The sequence below is a fragment of the Micromonospora sp. NPDC049891 genome (assembly GCF_040660295.1).
Taxonomy (GTDB): domain Bacteria; phylum Actinomycetota; class Actinomycetes; order Mycobacteriales; family Micromonosporaceae; genus Micromonospora.
Genome location: NZ_JBFAML010000008.1, coordinates 106243 through 123784 on the forward strand (window position 1 = coordinate 106243; position 17542 = coordinate 123784).

Here is a 17542-nt window from a genome sequence, read left to right on the forward strand (position 1 = left end):
AGGCCCCCTGGAGCACCAGGGGCCCTTCGACCGGCCGTCAGAGGTAGGAGACGCCGATCTGGGCGCGGATGTCGTCCAGCAGGCCCATGATCTCCAGGGTGGCCGAGTGCGGCACCAGTGGGCTCTCGGTCAGCCCTTCGGCCAGGCACCGCTGCACCTCGATCGCCTCGTGCTGGTAGCCCGAACCGACAAGTTCCTCGGTGATCGTCTCCGGCTCCGCACCGGCGCGGTACAGGGTGAACCCCTCGGGCCGGAAGAACGGCTCGGGCAGGTCGATCCGCCCGGTGCTGCCGGTGATCGAGGCGGTGAGCCCGGTGGCACCGACCATGCCGCAGCTCAACGTGGCCACGGCCCCCGAGTCGTAACCGAAGACCAGGCCGGTGTTCTCGTCCGTGCCCTCCGGGCCCAGCTTCGCCCAGGACCGCACGTGCTGCGGCACGCCCAGCAGCAGGTGAGCCAGGCTGATCGGGTAGACGCCGAGATCCAGCAGGGCGCCGCCGCCCAGTGCCCGGGCGCGCATCCGGTGTTCGGGCGGGAACGGCCCGGCGACGCCGAAGTCGGCCCGGAGCCCGGTCAGCGTGCCGATCGCACCGTCGGCGATCAACTCGCCGACCCGCCGGATGAGCGGGTTGCACCGCATCCACATCGCCTCCATCAGGAAGACCCCGGCGGCGCGGGCGGTGTCGATCAGTTCGGTGCTGGTGGCCAGGTCCAGGGTGAACGGCTTCTCCAGCAGCACCGGTCGACCGGCGGTGAGGCAGGTCAGGGCCGCCTCATGGTGGGCGGCGTGCGGGGTGGCGACGTAGATCACGTCGACGTCGGCGTCCGTGGCCAGTTCCGACCAGGAGCCGTACGCCCGCGGTGCGCCGTGCCGTTCCGCGAAGCGCTCCGCGGTCTCAGCGGTGCGTGAGCCGACCGCGACAAGTTCGGCCCCCGGCACCAGCCGTAGGTCCTCGGCGAAGCGGGCGGCGATGTGGCCGGTGGCCAGGATGCCCCAACGAGTCATGGCGCGACGCTACCGAAGATCAGCAGAGGGCTGTACTGGGCATCCACGGGTCGGGACTAGTCTCGGCGCATGACGTTCGACAGCGGCTTCCCGGCGCCGCCGGCGCTTGTGGAGCACGCCCGCCGGTTCCGGGCCTCCGGCGCGGTGCCGGCGGTGCCCAGGGTGGCCGCCACCGTGCTGCTGCTCCGCCCGGCCGACGAGGGCTTCGAGGTCTACCTGATCCGCCGGGTCGCGGCGATGGCGTTCGGCGGCATGTACGCCTTCCCGGGCGGCGGTGTGGACCCCTCGGACTCCACCACCCACCTGGACTGGGCCGGTCCGACCCCGACGGACTGGGGCGCACGCCTCGGACTGGACCCGGCCGCGGCGCAGGCGGTGGTCTGCGCGGCGGCCCGCGAGGTCTTCGAGGAGGCCGGCGTGCTGCTCGCCGGGCCGGACCCGACCCGGGTCGTCGGCGACGTCAGCGACGACGGCTGGGAGGCCGCCCGGGCCGACCTGGAACAGCGGCGGACCGGGTTCGCCGATCTGCTCGCCGGGCGAGGGCTCACCCTCCGGTCGGACCTGCTGCTGCCGTGGAGCCGGTGGGTGACCCCGGAGTTCGAACCACGCCGGTTCGACACGTACTTCTTCGTGGCGCTGCTGCCCGAGGGGCAGCGGACCCGCGACGTCTCCGGTGAGGCCGACCACACGCTGTGGATCCGGCCCGCCGACGCGGCGGAGCGGGCCGCGACCGGTCAGCTGACCATGCTCCCGCCGACGCTCGTCACCCTCGCCGAGATGTCCGCCTGCACCGACCTGGCCGCGGTGGCAGGGGCGGCGGCCACCCGCGACGCGGTCACCCCGATCACGCCCCGCCTGGACCTGTCCGACGTGGACCGGCCCCGGTTCCACCTGCCCTGAGCCGGTGACGGGTCAGCCGAGCTGATAGTTGACGTGGGCGGCCCAGCGGGCGAAGCCGAGCCGCTCGTAGAGCGCCACCGCGCCGGTGTTCGACTCGTCGACGTAGAGCATCACCCGGTCCAGCCCGCGCTTGTCGCGCAGGTACGCCAACCCGGCCATGGTCAGGGCCCGGCCGAGCCCACCGCCGTGCGCGGCGGGCTCCACCCCGAGCACGTACACCTCACCGATGCGGGCGGAACCGGGCCGCTCGTGCACCTTGGTCCAGTGGAAGCCGAGCAGCTGGCCGCTCGCCGACTCGACGGCGAGCAGGAAGCCGGCCGGGTCGAACCACGGTTCGGCGAGACGTACCCGCAGGTCCTCGGGGGTCCACCGGCCCTGCTCCGGATGGTCGGCGAAGGCTCGCGCGTTGAGCGTCAACCAGGCCTCGTCGTCGCTTCCGGGGCGGAACGCGCGCAGCGTCACCCCGTCGGGCAGGCGCGGTTCGGACAGCGGGGCGGCGAGCGGTCGACGCAGTTGCCAGAGGACCCGCGCGCGCTCGAATCCGAGGTCGACCGCGAGGGCGGCGGCCGAGGGGTGGTCGCCGTGCGCCCACGCCCGCAGCGGCCCGGTGGCGGTCGCCAGCACCCCTCGGGCCAGCGCCCGTCCGGTGCCCCGCCGCCGGTACGCCGGGTGCACCATCAGCTCCACGCCGACGCCGCTGTCCGGGTCGGTCGTGTCGAGGTGGGCGTACCCGGTGAGCGTGCCGTCGGCGGAGCGGGCCACGAGGTGGCTCGCCGCAGCGTGCTCGTCGCGCAGTCGGAGCAACACGTGTTCGTCCATCGGGTCCGCCCCGTCGGCGTCCCCGGTGGTCCGGGCGAGCGCCAGCACTTCGGTGATCTCCGTCGGGCCGAGCCGGTCGACGCGGCTGACCTGGTCGCTGCCCGACTGGGTGCTGCTCATCGCATCACCGTAACCGGGCCGCAGCTGTGCCGCTGTGCCGGCCCGACGGACGGGTGGTACGCCCGTCACAGTCCGCGCGGTGGCAACGCCTGGACATCGAACCTGCCGGCCAGTTCCGGCAGGATCCGGTACAACGCGTTCACGGTGCCCTGGCGGTCGCCGCCCGCGTCGTGCAGCAGGACGATCGAGCCGGGTCGCGCCCCGTTGATCACGGAGGTGGCGATCCGGTTCGCCCCGGGTGCCCGCCAGTCGGACGGGTCCAGCGTCCAGTGCAGCGGTGTCATGCCGAGGTCCCGGGAGACGGAGATGACCGAGTAGGTCCAGGCCCCGCCGGGCTGCCGGTACCAGGCGATCGGCGCGTCCGGCACCGCCGCGCGGATGGCCTCGCTGGTCCGCATCAGATCGGCGCGGATCCACTCGGTTGACCGGGCGCCCAGGGCGACGTCGTGGTCCCAGCTGTGGTTGCAGAGCGTGTGACCCTCGGCGACGATCTGCTCGACGAGCCACGGGTACGCCTGAACGTTCTTGCCGACCACGCAGAAGGTGGCCGTGACGTGGTATTCCCGCAGGATCGCGAGGACCTGCGGGGTGTAGTCGGGGTGCGGTCCGTCGTCGAAGGTGAGCGCGACACCGGCGGTGCCGGTGCTCACCCGGGTACCCATCGGGCCGATGTTCGGGTCCTGCTCCTGCTCGTCGGAGCGGGGTGAAGCGGTCGGCCCGGCGTCCGGCGAACGGGTGGCGCCGGGCTCGGCGTCGGTGGGTGCGGACTGGTCCGCGTACTCGGGGTGGTCCGCGCCGGTCGCGGTGACTGCGGTGTCGGTGCGCGACGGGTCGGGTATCAGGCTTCGTCCGAGCAGGTACGCCGAGCCGAGCACCGCCGTCACCACGAGCGTGATGATTCCGACGGCCCGCGCCGCCCCCACCTGGTTACCGCCCACCAATGCCCCCCGCTGGTCAACTGGCAGTCACCATAAGATGCGCGAGTCGACCAAAAGGGGCATATGGGAATTTTAGCCTTCGACGGTGAGGGCTCGCACCGCCAGTGGTGCGTGCTCGGCAGCCTCCGACAGGGTCCGCGACGGTGGCACCACGAACTTGTAGCCCACCTGCCGGACGGTGCCGATCATCGACTCGTACTCGGAGCCGAGCTTCGCTCGCAGGCGACGCACGTGCACGTCGACCGTCCGGGTGCCGCCGAAGTAGTCGTAGCCCCACACCTCGCGCAGCAACTGGTCGCGGGTGAACACCCGCCCCGGGTGCTGGGCGAGGAACTTCAGCAGCTCGAACTCCTTGTAGGTGAGGTCGAGCGGGCGACCCTTGAGCTTCGCGGCGTAGGTGTCCGGGTCGATCATCAGCTCACCGGCCCGGATGGAGCCGCCGGCGCCGGCGGTCGCGTTGCTCAACCTGCCGACCGCGAGTCGCAGCCGGGCCTCCACCTCGGCCGGACCGGCGGAGGCGAGGATGACGTCGTCGACGCCCCAGTCGGCGTTCAGTGCGATCAGCCCGGCCTCGGTGACCACCGCGACCAGCGGTACGCCGAGCCCGGTGGCGTGCAGCATCCGGCAGGTCGCCCGGGCCTCGCTCAGCTCGGAGCGGGCGTCGACGAGCACGGCGTCCGGACTCGGACCGGCGACCAGGGTGCGGACATCGCGGGGGGCGGTGCGAACCGAGTGCGGCAGCAGGTCCAGTGCCGGTAGCACTGCGGATGGTTCGCCTGCCCGGGCGGTCACCAACAGCAGGATCTCCACGATTACCTCCGTCCCGGCGGCCCGTTGCGGCCGCGCGCGACCAGCGGCACTCCTGCGGGGCGTGGCGCTGGGAACTTCCGTGGGTCCCGGCGTCGCTGACGGGCGGGTTTCGCCGTTGAGCGTAACCGATAGCTCGCGTACGACCTTGGCGTGGTTTCCTCTTTGCCCCATCTGCCCCTGATCGCGGCTCAGGTTTTAACGTCGCGGAAACGGTGGCACCCGCGATGTGAGGTTGGTCTGGCACGATCGGTGGGTGTTTCCCTCCAACTCGCCCGAGACCGGCCGTGACCCGTGGCCCGAGGATCAGTCCGCCCCGGGAGGCTCGGCACCGCGTACCGGTCCGGCCGTGGAGACCGACGAGAGACGCTCCCGCGGCCCACGCCGGCTGCGCCGCGGTGGTTCGGCCCGCCGACCCGACGACGAGGCGGACGTCGACGACGAGGTGGAGGAGGAACCACCTGTCGAGGTACGCCGGCAGCTCTCCCTCGCCATCGGCGGCTTCGCCGCGCTGCTCGGTCTCGGCCTGGTCGTCGCCGCGCAGACCTCCGGTCCCGGGTACCGGCTGCCCTTCACCCTCGTGGTGCTCACCGTGCAGGTGCTGTTCGTGCTCGCCTGGACCATGGTCACCCGGCCCCCGGCGCTCGCGGTCGTCCTCGGGGTCGGCGCGGTGACCGCCGTGGTCGCCGACGTCGTGGCCGTACGGTCGGCCGAGGCCCGGTTGGCCCCGCTTCTCTACCTCGCGGTCGGTGGGGTGCTCGCCGCGGTGCTCGGTCAACTGGTCCGGCGGGTGGACCGGGTCCGGGTGACCGACTCGCTGCGGACCACCGCGACCATCATGTTCGGAGTGGTCGCCTTCGCCACGCTCATCGTGCTCAGCCGGATCCCGGCCGGCACCCAGGCGATCGCCGTCTGCCTCACCGCGGCCGGGGTGGCGCTCACCGTCGCACGGGTGACCGACGCCGTCGCGGCCTGGCCGCGACTGGCGCCCCAGGTGCCCCGGGGAGCGGCGGGTGTGGTCGGCGGTGCCATGGCCGGCACCCTGGTCAGCGCGTTGCTCGGTGGCTACCTGGTCACCCCGTTCACCCCTACCCGGGCCGCGATCATCGGCCTGGTGGCGGCCGTTGTCGCCGTGCTTGCCGATCTCGCCGTCAGCTACGCCGAGGCGGGCCGGCTGATGGCCGGCGAGGTGCCGACGGTCTGGGCCGCACGGCACGTGCAGGGGCCGCTCGGCGGCTTCGCGATGGCGGCGCCCGCCGCATACCTGATGTGCCGGCTGGTGCTCTGACAGCCGGCGCGTGGCGGTGCGATCCGGCCACGCGAGATTGAGAAATCCGGACCACGGGTACCACCGGTTCGCCGCTGGCGGCATCGGGGTACGACGAGACAGGAGGCGGCGTGGAGCAGGAGCAGACGTACGGACAGCGGCCACGGCGACGCGGGCGCAAGGTGCTGATCGGGTTCGTCGTCCTGCTGCTCGTGCTCGCCGGACTGGTCGCCATCGCCGACCGGGTGGCCGCGAGCTTCGCCGAGCGGACCATCGCCGACGAGGTGCGCCAGCAGGTCGCCGAGCAGGGCGCGCAGTCCTCGCCGCCCGAGGTCGAGGTGGGCGGATTCCCCTTCCTCACCCAGGTGCTCGACGGCCGGTACGAACGCATCTCGATCAAGCTGCGGGACGTGCAGGCCTCGGTGCAGGGCGACGCGGTCGCGCTCCCCAGCCTGGACGTCGACGCCCGCAACGTCCGGGCCTCGCTCGACACCCTGCGTACCGGCCAGGGTGAGGTGGTGGCCGAGACGGTGAACGGCACCGGCACCATCAGCTACCAGAGCCTGGCGGCCCTGCTCGACCGGGAAGGGCTGACCCTCGGTGAGCGGGACGGGCAGCTCGCCGTCACCGCCCCGGTGGACATCCTCGGCCAGCGGTTGACCGTCACCGGCACCGCCGACATCGTCGTCGGTGAGCAGGGACAGGTGGCACTGAAGTTCGACGACCTGAACGCCGAAGGGCTGCCGGACGTGCCGCTGGCCCGCACCCTGGTGAACAACTTCGCCCGCAGCATCTCGGTCGACGTGCCCCTGCCGGAGCTGCCGTTCCAGCTCACCGTCCGCGAGGTCCAGCCGCAGCCGCAGGGGCTGACGGTGACCGCCGACGCACGGGACGTACCGATCAACTCGGCCGGCTGACCACCGGCCCGGCGTCCCGGATGCTGGTCGGCCAGATAGAGATATCTGGGATCGCTGGTAAGCTCCCTGCTCATGGGGACGCTCCTCACCAAACGGCGCGCGGTCGACCTGTGCCGCGTGGCCACCTGCCTGTGTCGCCCCGTCATCTGACGGCGGGGCTGTCTCGGGCCGCTTAGCGGCCAAGGCACTCGGGGTACGCGTACCTAGTTCCCGGTGCACCCCACCAAACGCCCGGCAGCGGCGCCGTCGCACGAACCCGTGATCCGTTCCTAGCTATGGGTCCCGCGCGTGGTGCGACATCTTCACATCCCACGACCTCCGCGCGCTGGCTCACCATCCATCCTCACCAGGGAGTGATCTGATGAGTCGCGACACCGCACTCGTCTCGGCCGAGTGGGCCGAGAAGAACCTCGACGCCCCGGGCGTCGTCTTCGTCGAGGTCGACGAGGACACCTCGGCCTACGACTCCGGCCACATCGCCGGTGCCATCAAGCTGGACTGGAAGACCGACCTGCAGGACCCGGTCCGCCGGGACTTCGTCAACAAGACCCAGTTCGAGGCGCTGCTCTCCGAGCGGGGCATCAGCAACGACGACACCGTGATCCTCTACGGCGGCAACAACAACTGGTTCGCCGCCTACGCGTACTGGTACTTCAAGCTCTACGGCCACCGCGACGTCAAGCTGCTCGACGGCGGTCGCAAGAAGTGGGAGCTCGACGCCCGCCCGCTGGTCAAGGACACGGTGACCCGCCCGGCCACCGAGTACGCCGCCAGCGAGCCGGACACCAGCATCCGGGCCTTCCGTGACGAGGTCGTCGACGCCATCGGCACCAAGAACCTGGTCGACGTGCGCAGCCCCGACGAGTACGCCGGTCGCCTGCTCGCCCCCGCCCACCTGCCGCAGGAGCAGGCGCAGCGCGGCGGCCACATTCCGACCGCGATCAGCGTTCCGTGGTCGAAGGCGGCAAACGAGGACGGCACCTTCAAGTCCGACGACGAACTGCGCAAGATCTACGGCGAGGCCGGGCTGGACGACAGCAAGGAGACCATCGCCTACTGCCGGATCGGCGAGCGCTCCTCGCACACCTGGTTCGTTCTCCAGGAGCTGCTCGGCCACCGCAACGTGAAGAACTACGACGGATCGTGGACCGAGTACGGCTCGCTCGTCGGTGTGCCGGTGGCGCTCGGCGATGAGCCGGGGGAGGCCTGAGATGACCGCACCCACCGCCGCAAGCACCGCCGCCGGCTGCGCCGCCCCGGACCAGGCCGCCCCGCTGCCGGCCGGCCTCGACCTGGAGCGGGAGACCGTCATCACAGGTGTCGTCCGCTCCGCCGAGGGCGAGGCGGTGCCGGGCGCGTACGTCCGTCTGCTCGACTCGACGGGTGAGTTCACCGCCGAGGTGGTGACCTCGCCGGCTGGTCAGTTCCGCTTCTTCGCCGCGCCGGGCGCCTGGACGTTGCGGGCGCTCTCCCGCCAGGGCAACGGGGACACCACGGTGACCGCCGGTCGCGGCATCAACGAGGTGGCCGTCACCGTCACCGACTGACCCACGCTCTGATCGGCCTCGTGGCCCGCGTTCCCACAGGAGGAACGCGGGCCACGAGCCGTCTGCGGGTGGCCGGCGGTGGTGACCTGACCCCGCAACGTCGCTGATGTTGCTGCCTTGACGATGGCCGCAGTGTCCCCGGGACTGCGGGAAGTGCCGGGCGGGGCGCCGGCCCGGGAAGGGTCGGCGCCCCGTCGTGCGGGAGGGTCAGATGCCGGTGGCTCTGGTGCAGGTGGAGGCGGGCTGCAGGGCGAAGTCGAGGGCGCCGACGATGCCGGCCTCGACCCGGTGGCGCTGCACCTGCGGCACCCAGCCGTCCTTGGCCACGATCACCTCGTAGCGGCCCTTCGGCAGCCACCAGGCGTAGCGGCCGTTGGCATCGGCCGTCAGCGTGGTGCCGGTGCCGGCCGAGATCAGGTTCACCCGTACCGTCGCCGGGATGCCGACCGTCACACCGCCGCAGGTGGTTCCCGTGACGGTGCCCCGGATCTTGCCCCAGCTGGCCGGCGGCGACACGTTCATCTCCACCGCGACCGGGGTGACCGGGTAGGGGCTGTCCGAGGCGATGGCGACCTCGCCCGCGTACCGGCCGGGTTGGGCGACGCCCGCCGCCTCGGTGGCGGTCAGGGTGACTGTCACCGTCCTCGACGCGCCCGGCGCGAGGGTGAACGTGGTCGGGGACGTGTCCAGCCAGGGCAGGTCCGCCTCGGCTGCGCAGAGTTCCAGGCCACCGAGCCGCTCACTGTCCGCGCTGCCCACGAAGGACGTGGGCGAACCACCGATCTTGTACGCGCCGCAGGTGGCGGCCCCCCGGTACCGGCTGAACCGGACGTTGGGCAGGTCCCGCCAGGCCCCGGTGGCCGGATCGAAGCCGACGGTGCGGTTGGTGACCGCCGTCGATCCGTCGGTCACCCCGCCGGCCAGCACCAGCAGCCCGCCGGCCGCCGCGTACTGCGAGCCCCACAGCTCCAGCGGCAGTGCCGGCAGCGGACTCCAGTTGTCGGCAGCGGGGTCGTACCGGTAGGCGTCGGTGTACTCGGTGCTGCCCGTGCCGCCGGCACAGTAGACCGAAGCGCCGATGCCGCCGCAGGCCAGCCAGGACACCGGATGCGGGTAGGCGGCACCGGTGCTGAACGTGCCGGAGGCCGCGTCGAAGACCACCAGCCCGTCGCTGTCGGTGCAGGTGGCGTCCGCGCAGCCACCCACGAGGTAGACCTTCCCACCGACCACTGCCGCACCGGCCGCCGCGACCGGGGCCGGGTTTGTCACCCCCGGCAGGGTGCTCCAGGTGCCGGCGGCCGGGTCGAAGACGTCGACGGTGGCGACGGTGGCGTCGTCAGCGCCCCAACCGCCGATCACGTAGAGCTTGCCGCCGACCGCCGCCGCGGCGGGCTTGGACCGCACCGTCGGCAGGTCGGGCAGCGCGGTCCAGGCGCCGGGCCCAGGGTCGTACGCCCATGCCTTGCGCTCGGTGCCGGTGCCACCGCCGCCACCGACCGAGTAGATCTTTCCGTCCAGCCACGCGGCGGCGTTGTCGTAGATCGACGCCGGCAGCTTGGCGATCTCGCTCCACGCCTCGTCCTCGGCGGTGGCGACCTCCGGTGCCGCCCCGCCGTACGCGGTGCCGGTGCGGGCCTTGCTGATTCCCTTCACCTTCTGCTCCCGCAGTGGCGCACCGTCACGGCTGAGCAGTTCGAACCGGCCCGCGCGCTCCAACAGGTCCACGCTTGCCGGTGCGGTGCCGGTGTTGCGCACCGTCACCCGGGTGGTCCGGGTGCTGCCGTACGGCTGATGCGACTCGACAGTCGTCGGGCTGACCGTCAGCCGGCCGGCGGCGAGAGCGAAATCCGCCCGCTTGACCCGGTCGGCGGTGACCGTCACGTCCTTGGTGACCGGCGCGTACGGGGTGCGGGTGGCGGTGAACGGGTGGCTGCCGGTGAGCCCGGAGAAGAGCCAGTAGAAGCCGTCCGGCTCGGCCCTGTCCTCCGGGGTGGCCGCTGAGACGGCCCGGTCCTCGGGGCGGTCGTCGCTGACCACCGTCACACCGTTGAGCGGGTCACCGGTGTTGCGGTCGGTGGTGGTGCCGACCACCAGTCCACCGGGCACCGGCGAGCACTCACGGTTGACCACCGCCACGTCGTCCACCTGCCACCACCAGGCGAAGGTGCCCTTGAACCGGAAGCGGACGAGCGCGGACGCGGCGTTCGCGGCCGGGTCGAGCGGTACCTCCTCGACCCGGGGGCCACGCCGGCTGGCGGTCTGGTGCCAGACGTTGGTCCAGGTCGCCCCGCCGTCAGTGGAGACGTCGATGTCTGCGGTGTCGCTGATGCCGACGGCTCGCCAGTCGCTGCGGAACCGCAGCACCGGTGCCGCAGTGGTGGAGAGGTCGATCGGTGGGGCGATCAGGTCGGTGTCCTGCGTGTTGCCGGAGCCGAGGGCGTCGCTGTCGATGATGGCGAAGCCACCGGTGCCGCCGGTGAGGTTGCCCCGGGAGCGGGGATCGTTGAAGACCCAGCCGCCGGAGGCGGTGCGGTTCGTCACCGCCCACCCGGGCGGTGCGCTCGTCCCGTCGAAGCTCTGGGTGAGCAGCGGCGTGCCGAACTGTGCGGTGTATCCGGCGGCGGTGCAGGCGGCGTCGACGGGTACCGCCACGTTGAGCGTGGTGGCTTCGCCGCCCACGGCCACCTCGCGGGTGACGGTGCGGTAGCCCGGGTACCGGGCGGTCACGGTCAGTCGGTACGAGGTGTTGCCGGGCAGGGTGAAGGAGTAGCGGCCGGTGACCGGGTCGGTGAAGACCGGGTCGCCGGGCCGGCCGGTCACCTCGATCCTGGCGTACAACGGCCAGCCGTGACCGGAACCGTCGGTGACCTTGCCGCTCACCGTGACCGTCGGGGTGGCCAGCAGGGCGAAGTCGTGGCTGACGCTGCCGCCGTCGGGCACCGTGACGGTCGCCGACTGGTCGGCGTAGCCGTAGGCGCTGACCGAGAGCGTGGTCTCGCCGGCCGGCACGCTGAGCGTGTACCGCCCGTCGGCGCCGGTGGTGGTGCTGCGGGTGCCGTCGGTCACCGTCGCGCCGGACACCGGGTCGTCGTCACCGGAGTCGGTGACCACTCCGGTGACCCGGCCGACCGGTCCACGGGGTGCGTCCCGCACCGCCGCGTACGCGTCGAGCCGGCCCTCGCCGAAGACGTTGTTGTCGGCGGGGGTACCGCCACAGGTGGTGGCGTCGACGTCGCGGGCCGTACGGTCCAGCAACTCCTCGGTGGCGGCGATGTCGCCGCGCAGACCGGGTGCCGCCGCCCAGAGCAGCGCCACGGTGCCGGCCACGTGCGGGGCGGCCATCGAGGTGCCGCTGAACGAGGCGTAGCCACCGTTACGGACGCTGGACCGGATGCCGCTGCCGGGCGCGGCGATGTTCGGCTTCAGTGGGTCGGCGCCGGAGCCGCGCCCGGAGAACCCGGCGATCGTGTTGTTCACGTCGTACGCGCCGACCGCGTACGCGTTGGCATAGTCACCCGGTGAGCCGGCGCTGCCACAGGCCGGACCGTCGTTGCCGGAAGAGAAGACGGGAAACATCCCGGCGGCCCGCCAGGCGGCGACCGTCTGCTGGTACCAGGGGTCACCCCCGTCCCCGCCCCAGGAGTTGTTCACGATGTCCGGGCGGAGGTCGGGTCGGGGGTTCTGGCCGGCGGCGTCGGTGGGGGCGAGCACCCACTGCCCGGCGGCGAGCAGCGAGGCGTCCGAGCAGTTGTTCGACTCGCAGCCCTTGGCGGCGATCCACCTGGCGCCGGGGGCGACGCCGATCTGGTTACCGGCACCGTCGTCACCGACCATGGTGCCCATCGTGTGGGTGCCGTGGTCGTTGTTGTCGCAGGGCGCGGCGCTGGTGCACACCCCGGCCGGGTCGAACCAGTTGTACGCGTGGTCGAAGCTGCCGCCGCCGAGGTTGCCCCGGTAGGAGGCGACGAGGGCGGCGTGGTCGTAGCGCACGCCGCTGTCGATGTTGGCCACCACGACGCCCTCGCCGCGGGCACCGAACTCGTCCCACACCCGGGGTGCGCCGATGTTCGTCAGTCCCCATTCGACCGCGGCGGTGCGGGCCCGGGTCGCCTCGGTCGTGCTGGGCTGGATCAGCGGGTAGCTGCGGCTCGGCGTGATCCGAGCCACCTCCGGCCGGCGGGCGATCTCGTCGAGCAGTGCCTTGTCGCCCTCGACCCGGAGCGCGTTGGCGATCCAGTAAGCGGTGTGCGGCACCTTGCGCTCGTCGAGCAGCGTGCGCAGGTCCCGTTGGGTACGGGTGGCCGTGCCGGTGAGCAACCGGTGCACCTCACCGGCCCGGGCGTCGGGGTCGCGCAGCCGGCCGGCCTGCGCCAGCGGCGCGGTCTCGGCCAGATAGACCAGGAACGGTGCGGTCGACGTGGTGCCGAGCTGGTCCAGCAGCGCCGCATCGACGGCGGCCCGGTGCGGTGCCGGCGGTTGGGCCGGCGCGGCGATCGCGGGCTGGCCGGTGACGCCCAGCATGGCGGCGGTCAGCACCGCCACCGCCCGCCATCGTGGCGACCGGGTGGATGGTCGTGTGAACAATGTTCCTCCCCACGTCGTCGGTCCCGATCCGTTCGGGCCCGCACACCGCGCGCCGCGACGCGGCGGCGCGGAGCGGCCGGGGCGATGTGGGTGGCCGGTGGTGGTGCCTCCGCCCGCTGAAAGTCATGCTCTTGCGCGGACCGTCGGTGATCAATGGACGGCGTCGGTCAGTACTCGGTCAGTGACGAGGCGCGATCCTGACCGTTAGGCTGAAACCGGGCGTCATCGGTGACCGTCATTGGCGATCGGTGGAAGTCGCAGGTCAGGGGGGTGCGCTCGGGGGAGGCGTCGTGTCCGGTAAAGAGTTTCCGATAGTGGTATGCGTCAGCTCCGATGCCACTGTCCGGCAGCGGGTGGTGCAGCGGCTGGACGGTGTCGGGCCGGTGGTGATCTGCGCCGACCTCGCCCAACTGCGGGCGATGTTCCCCGCCCCACCGCCGGAACCGGGCGGGCCGGACGACGATCCCCCCGAACGCCTCCCGGAACGGCCGGCGACCTGGGGAGATCTGGTGGTCGACCGGACGGGGCACCTGGTCACCTGGCGCGGCGTGGCACTGGGGCTGACCCGTACCGAGCGGGAGCTGTTGGCCCGGCTGGTCAGTCCACCGGTCACGTTGTGGAGTTACGAGCGGCTGTTCGCCTCCGTCTGGGGCGGTGCCTACCTCGGCGACACCGCGATCCTGCACTCGGCGGTCAAGCGGCTGCGCCGCAAGCTGCGGGCACTGCCAGACGGGCCACAGGTGCAGACCGTGCGCGGCGTCGGCTACCGCCTGTGCGCACCGCCGGAGGTCGGCGACGGGCGTCCCGACGGACGGTTGCACCAGGCGTGACACGATGACCGGGTGAGCAGCGCCGTCCACACCGGGTACCCCCCACCGACCGGTCCCCGCCCACCGGCCACCGGCTCCCGGTGGCCCCGCTGGCTGATCGCGGCGACTGTGGTCTGGGCGGTGCTGCTGGCCGGCCTCACCTGGGTCTCGTCGGTGGAGGATCCGCCGACCGTCCGGGAACAACGCACCCTCACCCAGGCCGGGTCGGTGGTCGACGGTGCCATCGGTGAACTGGTCGCGGCAGCCGGCGGTGGTGTGCCGGCGTTGATCCCACCCGAGGTCGACAGGGGTTGTCGGATCAGCCCGCTGGCCGACGGTGCGACGTTGACCCGCGCGGTCGATCTCGCCGCGCCGGTGGGTGAGGAGCGGGCCCTGCTGGAGCAGGTCGCCGACCGGCTGCCGGCGCGGTGGCGGGCCGGTGTCCGGCTCACCCCCGACGGTCCCCGCCTGCGCGGTGACGCGGGCGAGTTCGTCACGGTCACCGGGCGGCCGGCGACTGACGGCCGGATCCGGTTCACCGTCGACACCGGGTGTCGTCCGGTGGGCGACGACTACGACGGGGCCGGGACCGCACCGGTCGGCCCCGAGATCGGCGCGCTGGCCGAGGCGGTGCGTGCCCTGAGTGGCCGGGCCGGCGACCCGGAGTCGGCGGTGAGCGCCCCCTGCCCCGGCGGCGGCGTGGCCCGTACCGTCCGGTCCGTCGTCGACCAGGTGGCGACGGCGCCGCAGGCCGCGCTCGCGCCGTTGGCCGGCGGCACGCCGGTGGTGGGAACCCCCGAGGTGTACGCCTACCGGCGCGACGGCGTCGCGGTGCTTGCCGACTTCCAGCCGGACCGGGTCGTGGTCTCCGCGACGACGGGCTGCACCGGCTGAGCCGTGCCGACTCGCTGGTGGAGCGGGCCGCCGCTCACCCCTGCCGGCTCGGCCCCTCGTCGCGGCTGCGGCCCAGCGCGTCCACCCGGCCCCACCGGCCGGGGATGTCCAGCAGTTCCACCCGACCCATCCCGGGCGGCACGTACGGGTCGATGATCAGGTGCTCGCCCTGCGGTTCGAGTCCGAGCATGACCCGCAGCAGCAGCAGCGGTGTGCCCGCCGACCAGGCCTGCGGGCTGCACGCCGTCGGGTACTCCACCGGGTAGTCGGTCAGGTCACGTTCGTAGCCGGCGAAAGCCTCCGGTAGCCGGCCGGCGAAGTAGCGGGACGCTGCCAACATCGACTCGCAGATCCGTCCCGCCTCCTCCCGGAGGCCGTACTTCCACAGACCCCAGGCGATTATCGAATTGTCGAACGGCCAGACGGTGCCGACGTGGTAGCCGATCGGGTTGTATCGGCCCTGGTCGTCGGCGAGGGTACGGACGCCCCAGCCGGAGAAGAGCCGGGGACCGAGCAGGTGTTCGGCGACCCGCCGGGCCCGGGATTCGTCGACGATGCCGCTCCAGAGCAGGTGCCCGTTGTTGCTGCTGAGCGCGTCGACCGGGCTGCCGTCGGAGTCCAGGGCCAGCGCGTAGTACTCCTTGTCCGGCAGCCAGAAGTCCCTGTTGAAACGCTCCTTCAGCTCGGCGGCCTCCCGTTCCAGCCGGTCGGCGTAGAGCGGGTCGTTCCAGTGCAACCGGGCCATCCGCGCGCCGCGCAACTTGGCGTCGTAGGCGTAGCCCTGCAACTCACAGGTGGCCCGGGGGAAGCTCGGTAGCCGGCCGTCGGAGTAGCAGATCGCGTCCCAGGAGTCCTTCCAGCACTGGTTCTCCAGGCCGACCTGGGGGCTGCGGGTCTGGTACCAGACGTACCCGGTGCCGAGCAGGTCGCCGTAGGTGTCGATCCAGGTCAGCGCGGCCCGCACCGAGGCCTCCAACCGTTTGACCAACGCGACGTCGCCGGTCCACCGCTCGTACTCGTCGAGCAGGATCACGAACAGGGCTGTCGAGTCCGCCGCGCCGTAGTAGGGCGTGTGGGGCTGCTCCTCGAAGCCGGCGGTCTCGCCGTAGCGCAACTCGTGCAGGATCTTGCCCGGCTCCTCGTCGCGGAAGTCGTCCACCCGGTGGCCCTGGAGCCCCGCCAGCATGGTCAACGTCGGTGGGATCAGCTCCGGCACGAACGGCAGCACCTGAAGCGAGGTGAAGATGCTGTCCCGGCCGAACAGGGTCATGAACCAGGGCAGGCCGGCGGCCATCAGGCGAACGCCGAGCGCGATCGACTCGTACCGCAGCGCGGCCAGGTCGTTCAGACTGCGCCGGTACGCCCCGGCCAGCGGCTCGCAGTCGCAACCCAGCTTCGGTGCCCGGGCGACGAACTCGGCGTGTTCGGTCTCGATGGCGGCCGTCGTCCGGCTGCCCGCGAAGGGCAGCAGGGCGCGGACGTCCTGACCACGGGCGCCGTAGATCACGGTGGTGACGGTCAACCGGGTGGTCCACTCGCCGTGCGGCCCGATCCGGATCGGAAACGTCATGCCCCGGCGGTCCACCTGGGCGGCGGCGCTGCTGTGGATCGTCGTCTCCCGGTGGAAGGCCTCCCGCCGGTAGCTCAGCCGCAACGAGTTGTCGCCCGGCGCTGCGGTGTTGTGCCCCTTCTTGCGCTGGGTGTCCTTGATCTCGAAGATGTCCGCGAAATCGGCGGCCATCTCCATCCGGACGGTGAAGCTCATCTCCTGCCCGGAGTGGTTGAGCACGGTCAACTCTTCGGACATGTCGCCGCTGACCGCCCGACTCCTGATCACCGAGACCTTCGCGTCCAGGAAATGGGTCGGTTCGCCGGGCACCAGGAAGTAACGGGTCCGGTGGGACTCGGTGTCGTCGATGGAGAGGGCGTGCAGCCGCTCACCGTCGATCAGCAGCAGCCAGGTGGACAGGAAACGGGTGTCGAAGGAGAACAGGCCGGTGGGGAAGTCCAGCGACGGCTCGACGTCCCCATGACGGTCGCTGACCAGGAAGGTGTTGCCGTCGAGGATGCTCACGAGTTCCTTCACCGGGTCCACCTGGCGTGCTCGCGGGCCACCTCGCGCGGGTCGCGGGTGCCGGGTGCGGACGGGAAGAAGCGGCGGAAGGCGAGGAACAGCACCACGTCTCCACGGAAGGTGCTCTCGTTGCGGAACGTCGTGGCGATGGCCTGCGCCCGTCCGGTGACCAGCCGGTCGAAGAGTTCCACGCCGCAGTACCAGGTCGCATCCCCCGGCTCCGCACCCTGGTCGACCTCGGCGGCGCCCGGCCGCATCCGGACCAGCCAGTGCTCGGTGCGGTGCCCTTCGGTCAGGTCGATCCGCAGCGTTCCCGCGGCCGGACCGCGCAGGACCTCCGGGGCGCGGGCCGGCAGGCTCGCGAAGAACTGCTGGGTGGCCTCGGTCACATCCGAATCGTAGGCATTCGCCCGCCTTGTCGGGCGAGTTCCGTCGCCTTCCCAGGTGCTGCCCGGTGTGGCCTTCCGGACACTGTCCGGTGAGTCAGTAGATGAGCGCCTGCGCGCCCTCGGCCATCGTCTCCTCGACGAAGACGGCCGCCCCGGCGATCCGTACCCCGGGGATCACGTCGCCGGAGTCGATGTCCCGCCGAGCGGCGCACTGGGTACAGGCCGTCACGGTGCCGCTGGCGAGGATCACGTGCAGCAGTTCGCCCAGCGGGGCCGAGTGCGGCAGCTCGAAATTCTGCGCCCGGCCGGGCAGCGCGAACCAGGTCGACTCCCCGGTCAGCCAGAGCGAGACGGGTACCCCGGCGGCGGCCGCGGTGGCCGCCACGGTGAAGGCCTGGGCGCACCGTTCCGGCGCGTCGGCGCCGGCGGTGGCCTTGACGACGAGAGTACGGGCCATGCCCGCCAGCATAG

The 17542-nt window shown here is 72.1% G+C and carries 16 protein-coding genes; 8 read left to right on the forward strand and 8 right to left on the reverse strand.

Features of this window, described 5'->3' with window-relative positions; all coding sequences use genetic code 11:
- Window positions 1-37: 37 nt before the first annotated feature.
- Window positions 38-1006: a Gfo/Idh/MocA family oxidoreductase gene (locus AB0I71_RS13030; RefSeq protein WP_357584028.1), complete on the reverse strand. Its 969-nt coding sequence runs from the start codon at window positions 1004-1006 to the stop codon at window positions 38-40.
- A 69-nt stretch (window positions 1007-1075) separates the two neighbouring features.
- Between AB0I71_RS13030 and AB0I71_RS13035 the strand changes: the two genes are divergently transcribed.
- On the forward strand, window positions 1076-1906 hold the full coding sequence (locus tag AB0I71_RS13035; RefSeq protein WP_357584030.1) for an NUDIX hydrolase: 831 nt from the start codon (window positions 1076-1078) through the stop codon (window positions 1904-1906).
- Window positions 1907-1918: 12 nt separating this feature from the next.
- Here the strand turns inward: AB0I71_RS13035 and mshD are convergent, their stop codons facing one another.
- The 3 genes from mshD to AB0I71_RS13050 all read right to left on the reverse strand — a co-directional run bounded on the left by mshD (window position 1919) and on the right by AB0I71_RS13050 (window position 4593).
- The gene (mshD, locus tag AB0I71_RS13040; RefSeq protein ID WP_357584032.1) at window positions 1919-2845 is read right to left on the reverse strand and encodes a mycothiol synthase; all 927 of its coding nucleotides are present in this window, start codon (window positions 2843-2845) and stop codon (window positions 1919-1921) included.
- A gap of 65 nt (window positions 2846-2910) precedes the next feature.
- Window positions 2911-3783: a polysaccharide deacetylase family protein gene (locus AB0I71_RS13045; RefSeq protein WP_357584034.1), complete on the reverse strand. Its 873-nt coding sequence runs from the start codon at window positions 3781-3783 to the stop codon at window positions 2911-2913.
- Window positions 3784-3855: 72 nt separating this feature from the next.
- On the reverse strand, window positions 3856-4593 hold the full coding sequence (locus tag AB0I71_RS13050) for a response regulator transcription factor (RefSeq protein ID WP_357584036.1): 738 nt from the start codon (window positions 4591-4593) through the stop codon (window positions 3856-3858).
- Between the two features lie 253 nt (window positions 4594-4846).
- Here AB0I71_RS13050 and AB0I71_RS13055 point away from each other — a divergent pair, with 253 nt between their 5' ends.
- The 5 genes from AB0I71_RS13055 (at window position 4847) to AB0I71_RS13075 (ending at window position 8321) form a co-directional block, all read left to right on the forward strand.
- Window positions 4847-5878 (forward strand): hypothetical protein, encoded by a 1032-nt coding sequence (locus AB0I71_RS13055; RefSeq protein WP_357584038.1) that lies wholly within the window; start codon window positions 4847-4849, stop codon window positions 5876-5878.
- Between the two features lie 110 nt (window positions 5879-5988).
- Window positions 5989-6774: a DUF2993 domain-containing protein gene (locus AB0I71_RS13060; RefSeq protein WP_357584040.1), complete on the forward strand. Its 786-nt coding sequence runs from the start codon at window positions 5989-5991 to the stop codon at window positions 6772-6774.
- A gap of 72 nt (window positions 6775-6846) precedes the next feature.
- The gene (locus AB0I71_RS13065) at window positions 6847-6924 is read left to right on the forward strand and encodes an Ms5788A family Cys-rich leader peptide (RefSeq protein WP_311202345.1); all 78 of its coding nucleotides are present in this window, start codon (window positions 6847-6849) and stop codon (window positions 6922-6924) included.
- A gap of 211 nt (window positions 6925-7135) precedes the next feature.
- Entirely contained in the window at window positions 7136-7984 is an 849-nt protein-coding gene (locus AB0I71_RS13070) for a sulfurtransferase (RefSeq protein ID WP_357584042.1), read from the forward strand.
- A gap of 1 nt (window position 7985) precedes the next feature.
- Window positions 7986-8321: a DUF1416 domain-containing protein gene (locus AB0I71_RS13075; protein WP_357584044.1), complete on the forward strand. Its 336-nt coding sequence runs from the start codon at window positions 7986-7988 to the stop codon at window positions 8319-8321.
- 207 nt (window positions 8322-8528) lie between these two features.
- On the opposite strand, the gene AB0I71_RS13080 is transcribed toward AB0I71_RS13075, so the two are convergent.
- Complete coding sequence (locus AB0I71_RS13080) at window positions 8529-12842, reverse strand: S8 family serine peptidase (protein ID WP_357584276.1); 4314 nt, start codon at window positions 12840-12842, stop codon at window positions 8529-8531.
- Window positions 12843-13195: 353 nt separating this feature from the next.
- Here AB0I71_RS13080 and AB0I71_RS13085 point away from each other — a divergent pair, with 353 nt between their 5' ends.
- On the forward strand, window positions 13196-13735 hold the full coding sequence (locus AB0I71_RS13085) for a winged helix-turn-helix domain-containing protein (protein WP_357584046.1): 540 nt from the start codon (window positions 13196-13198) through the stop codon (window positions 13733-13735).
- A 12-nt stretch (window positions 13736-13747) separates the two neighbouring features.
- A complete protein-coding gene (locus AB0I71_RS13090) occupies window positions 13748-14608 on the forward strand; it encodes a hypothetical protein (protein ID WP_357584048.1) in 861 nt (286 codons plus the stop codon).
- A gap of 34 nt (window positions 14609-14642) precedes the next feature.
- On the opposite strand, the gene AB0I71_RS13095 is transcribed toward AB0I71_RS13090, so the two are convergent.
- The 3 genes from AB0I71_RS13095 to AB0I71_RS13105 form a co-directional block, all read right to left on the reverse strand.
- On the reverse strand, window positions 14643-16694 hold the full coding sequence (locus AB0I71_RS13095) for a glycogen debranching N-terminal domain-containing protein (RefSeq protein ID WP_357584050.1): 2052 nt from the start codon (window positions 16692-16694) through the stop codon (window positions 14643-14645).
- Complete coding sequence (locus tag AB0I71_RS13100) at window positions 16691-17071, reverse strand: SCP2 sterol-binding domain-containing protein (protein ID WP_357584052.1); 381 nt, start codon at window positions 17069-17071, stop codon at window positions 16691-16693. The genes AB0I71_RS13095 and AB0I71_RS13100 overlap by 4 nt, the downstream gene beginning before the upstream one ends.
- Window positions 17072-17165: 94 nt before the next feature.
- The gene (locus AB0I71_RS13105; RefSeq protein WP_357584054.1) at window positions 17166-17540 is read right to left on the reverse strand and encodes a DsrE family protein; all 375 of its coding nucleotides are present in this window, start codon (window positions 17538-17540) and stop codon (window positions 17166-17168) included.
- Window positions 17541-17542: the final 2 nt, after the last annotated feature.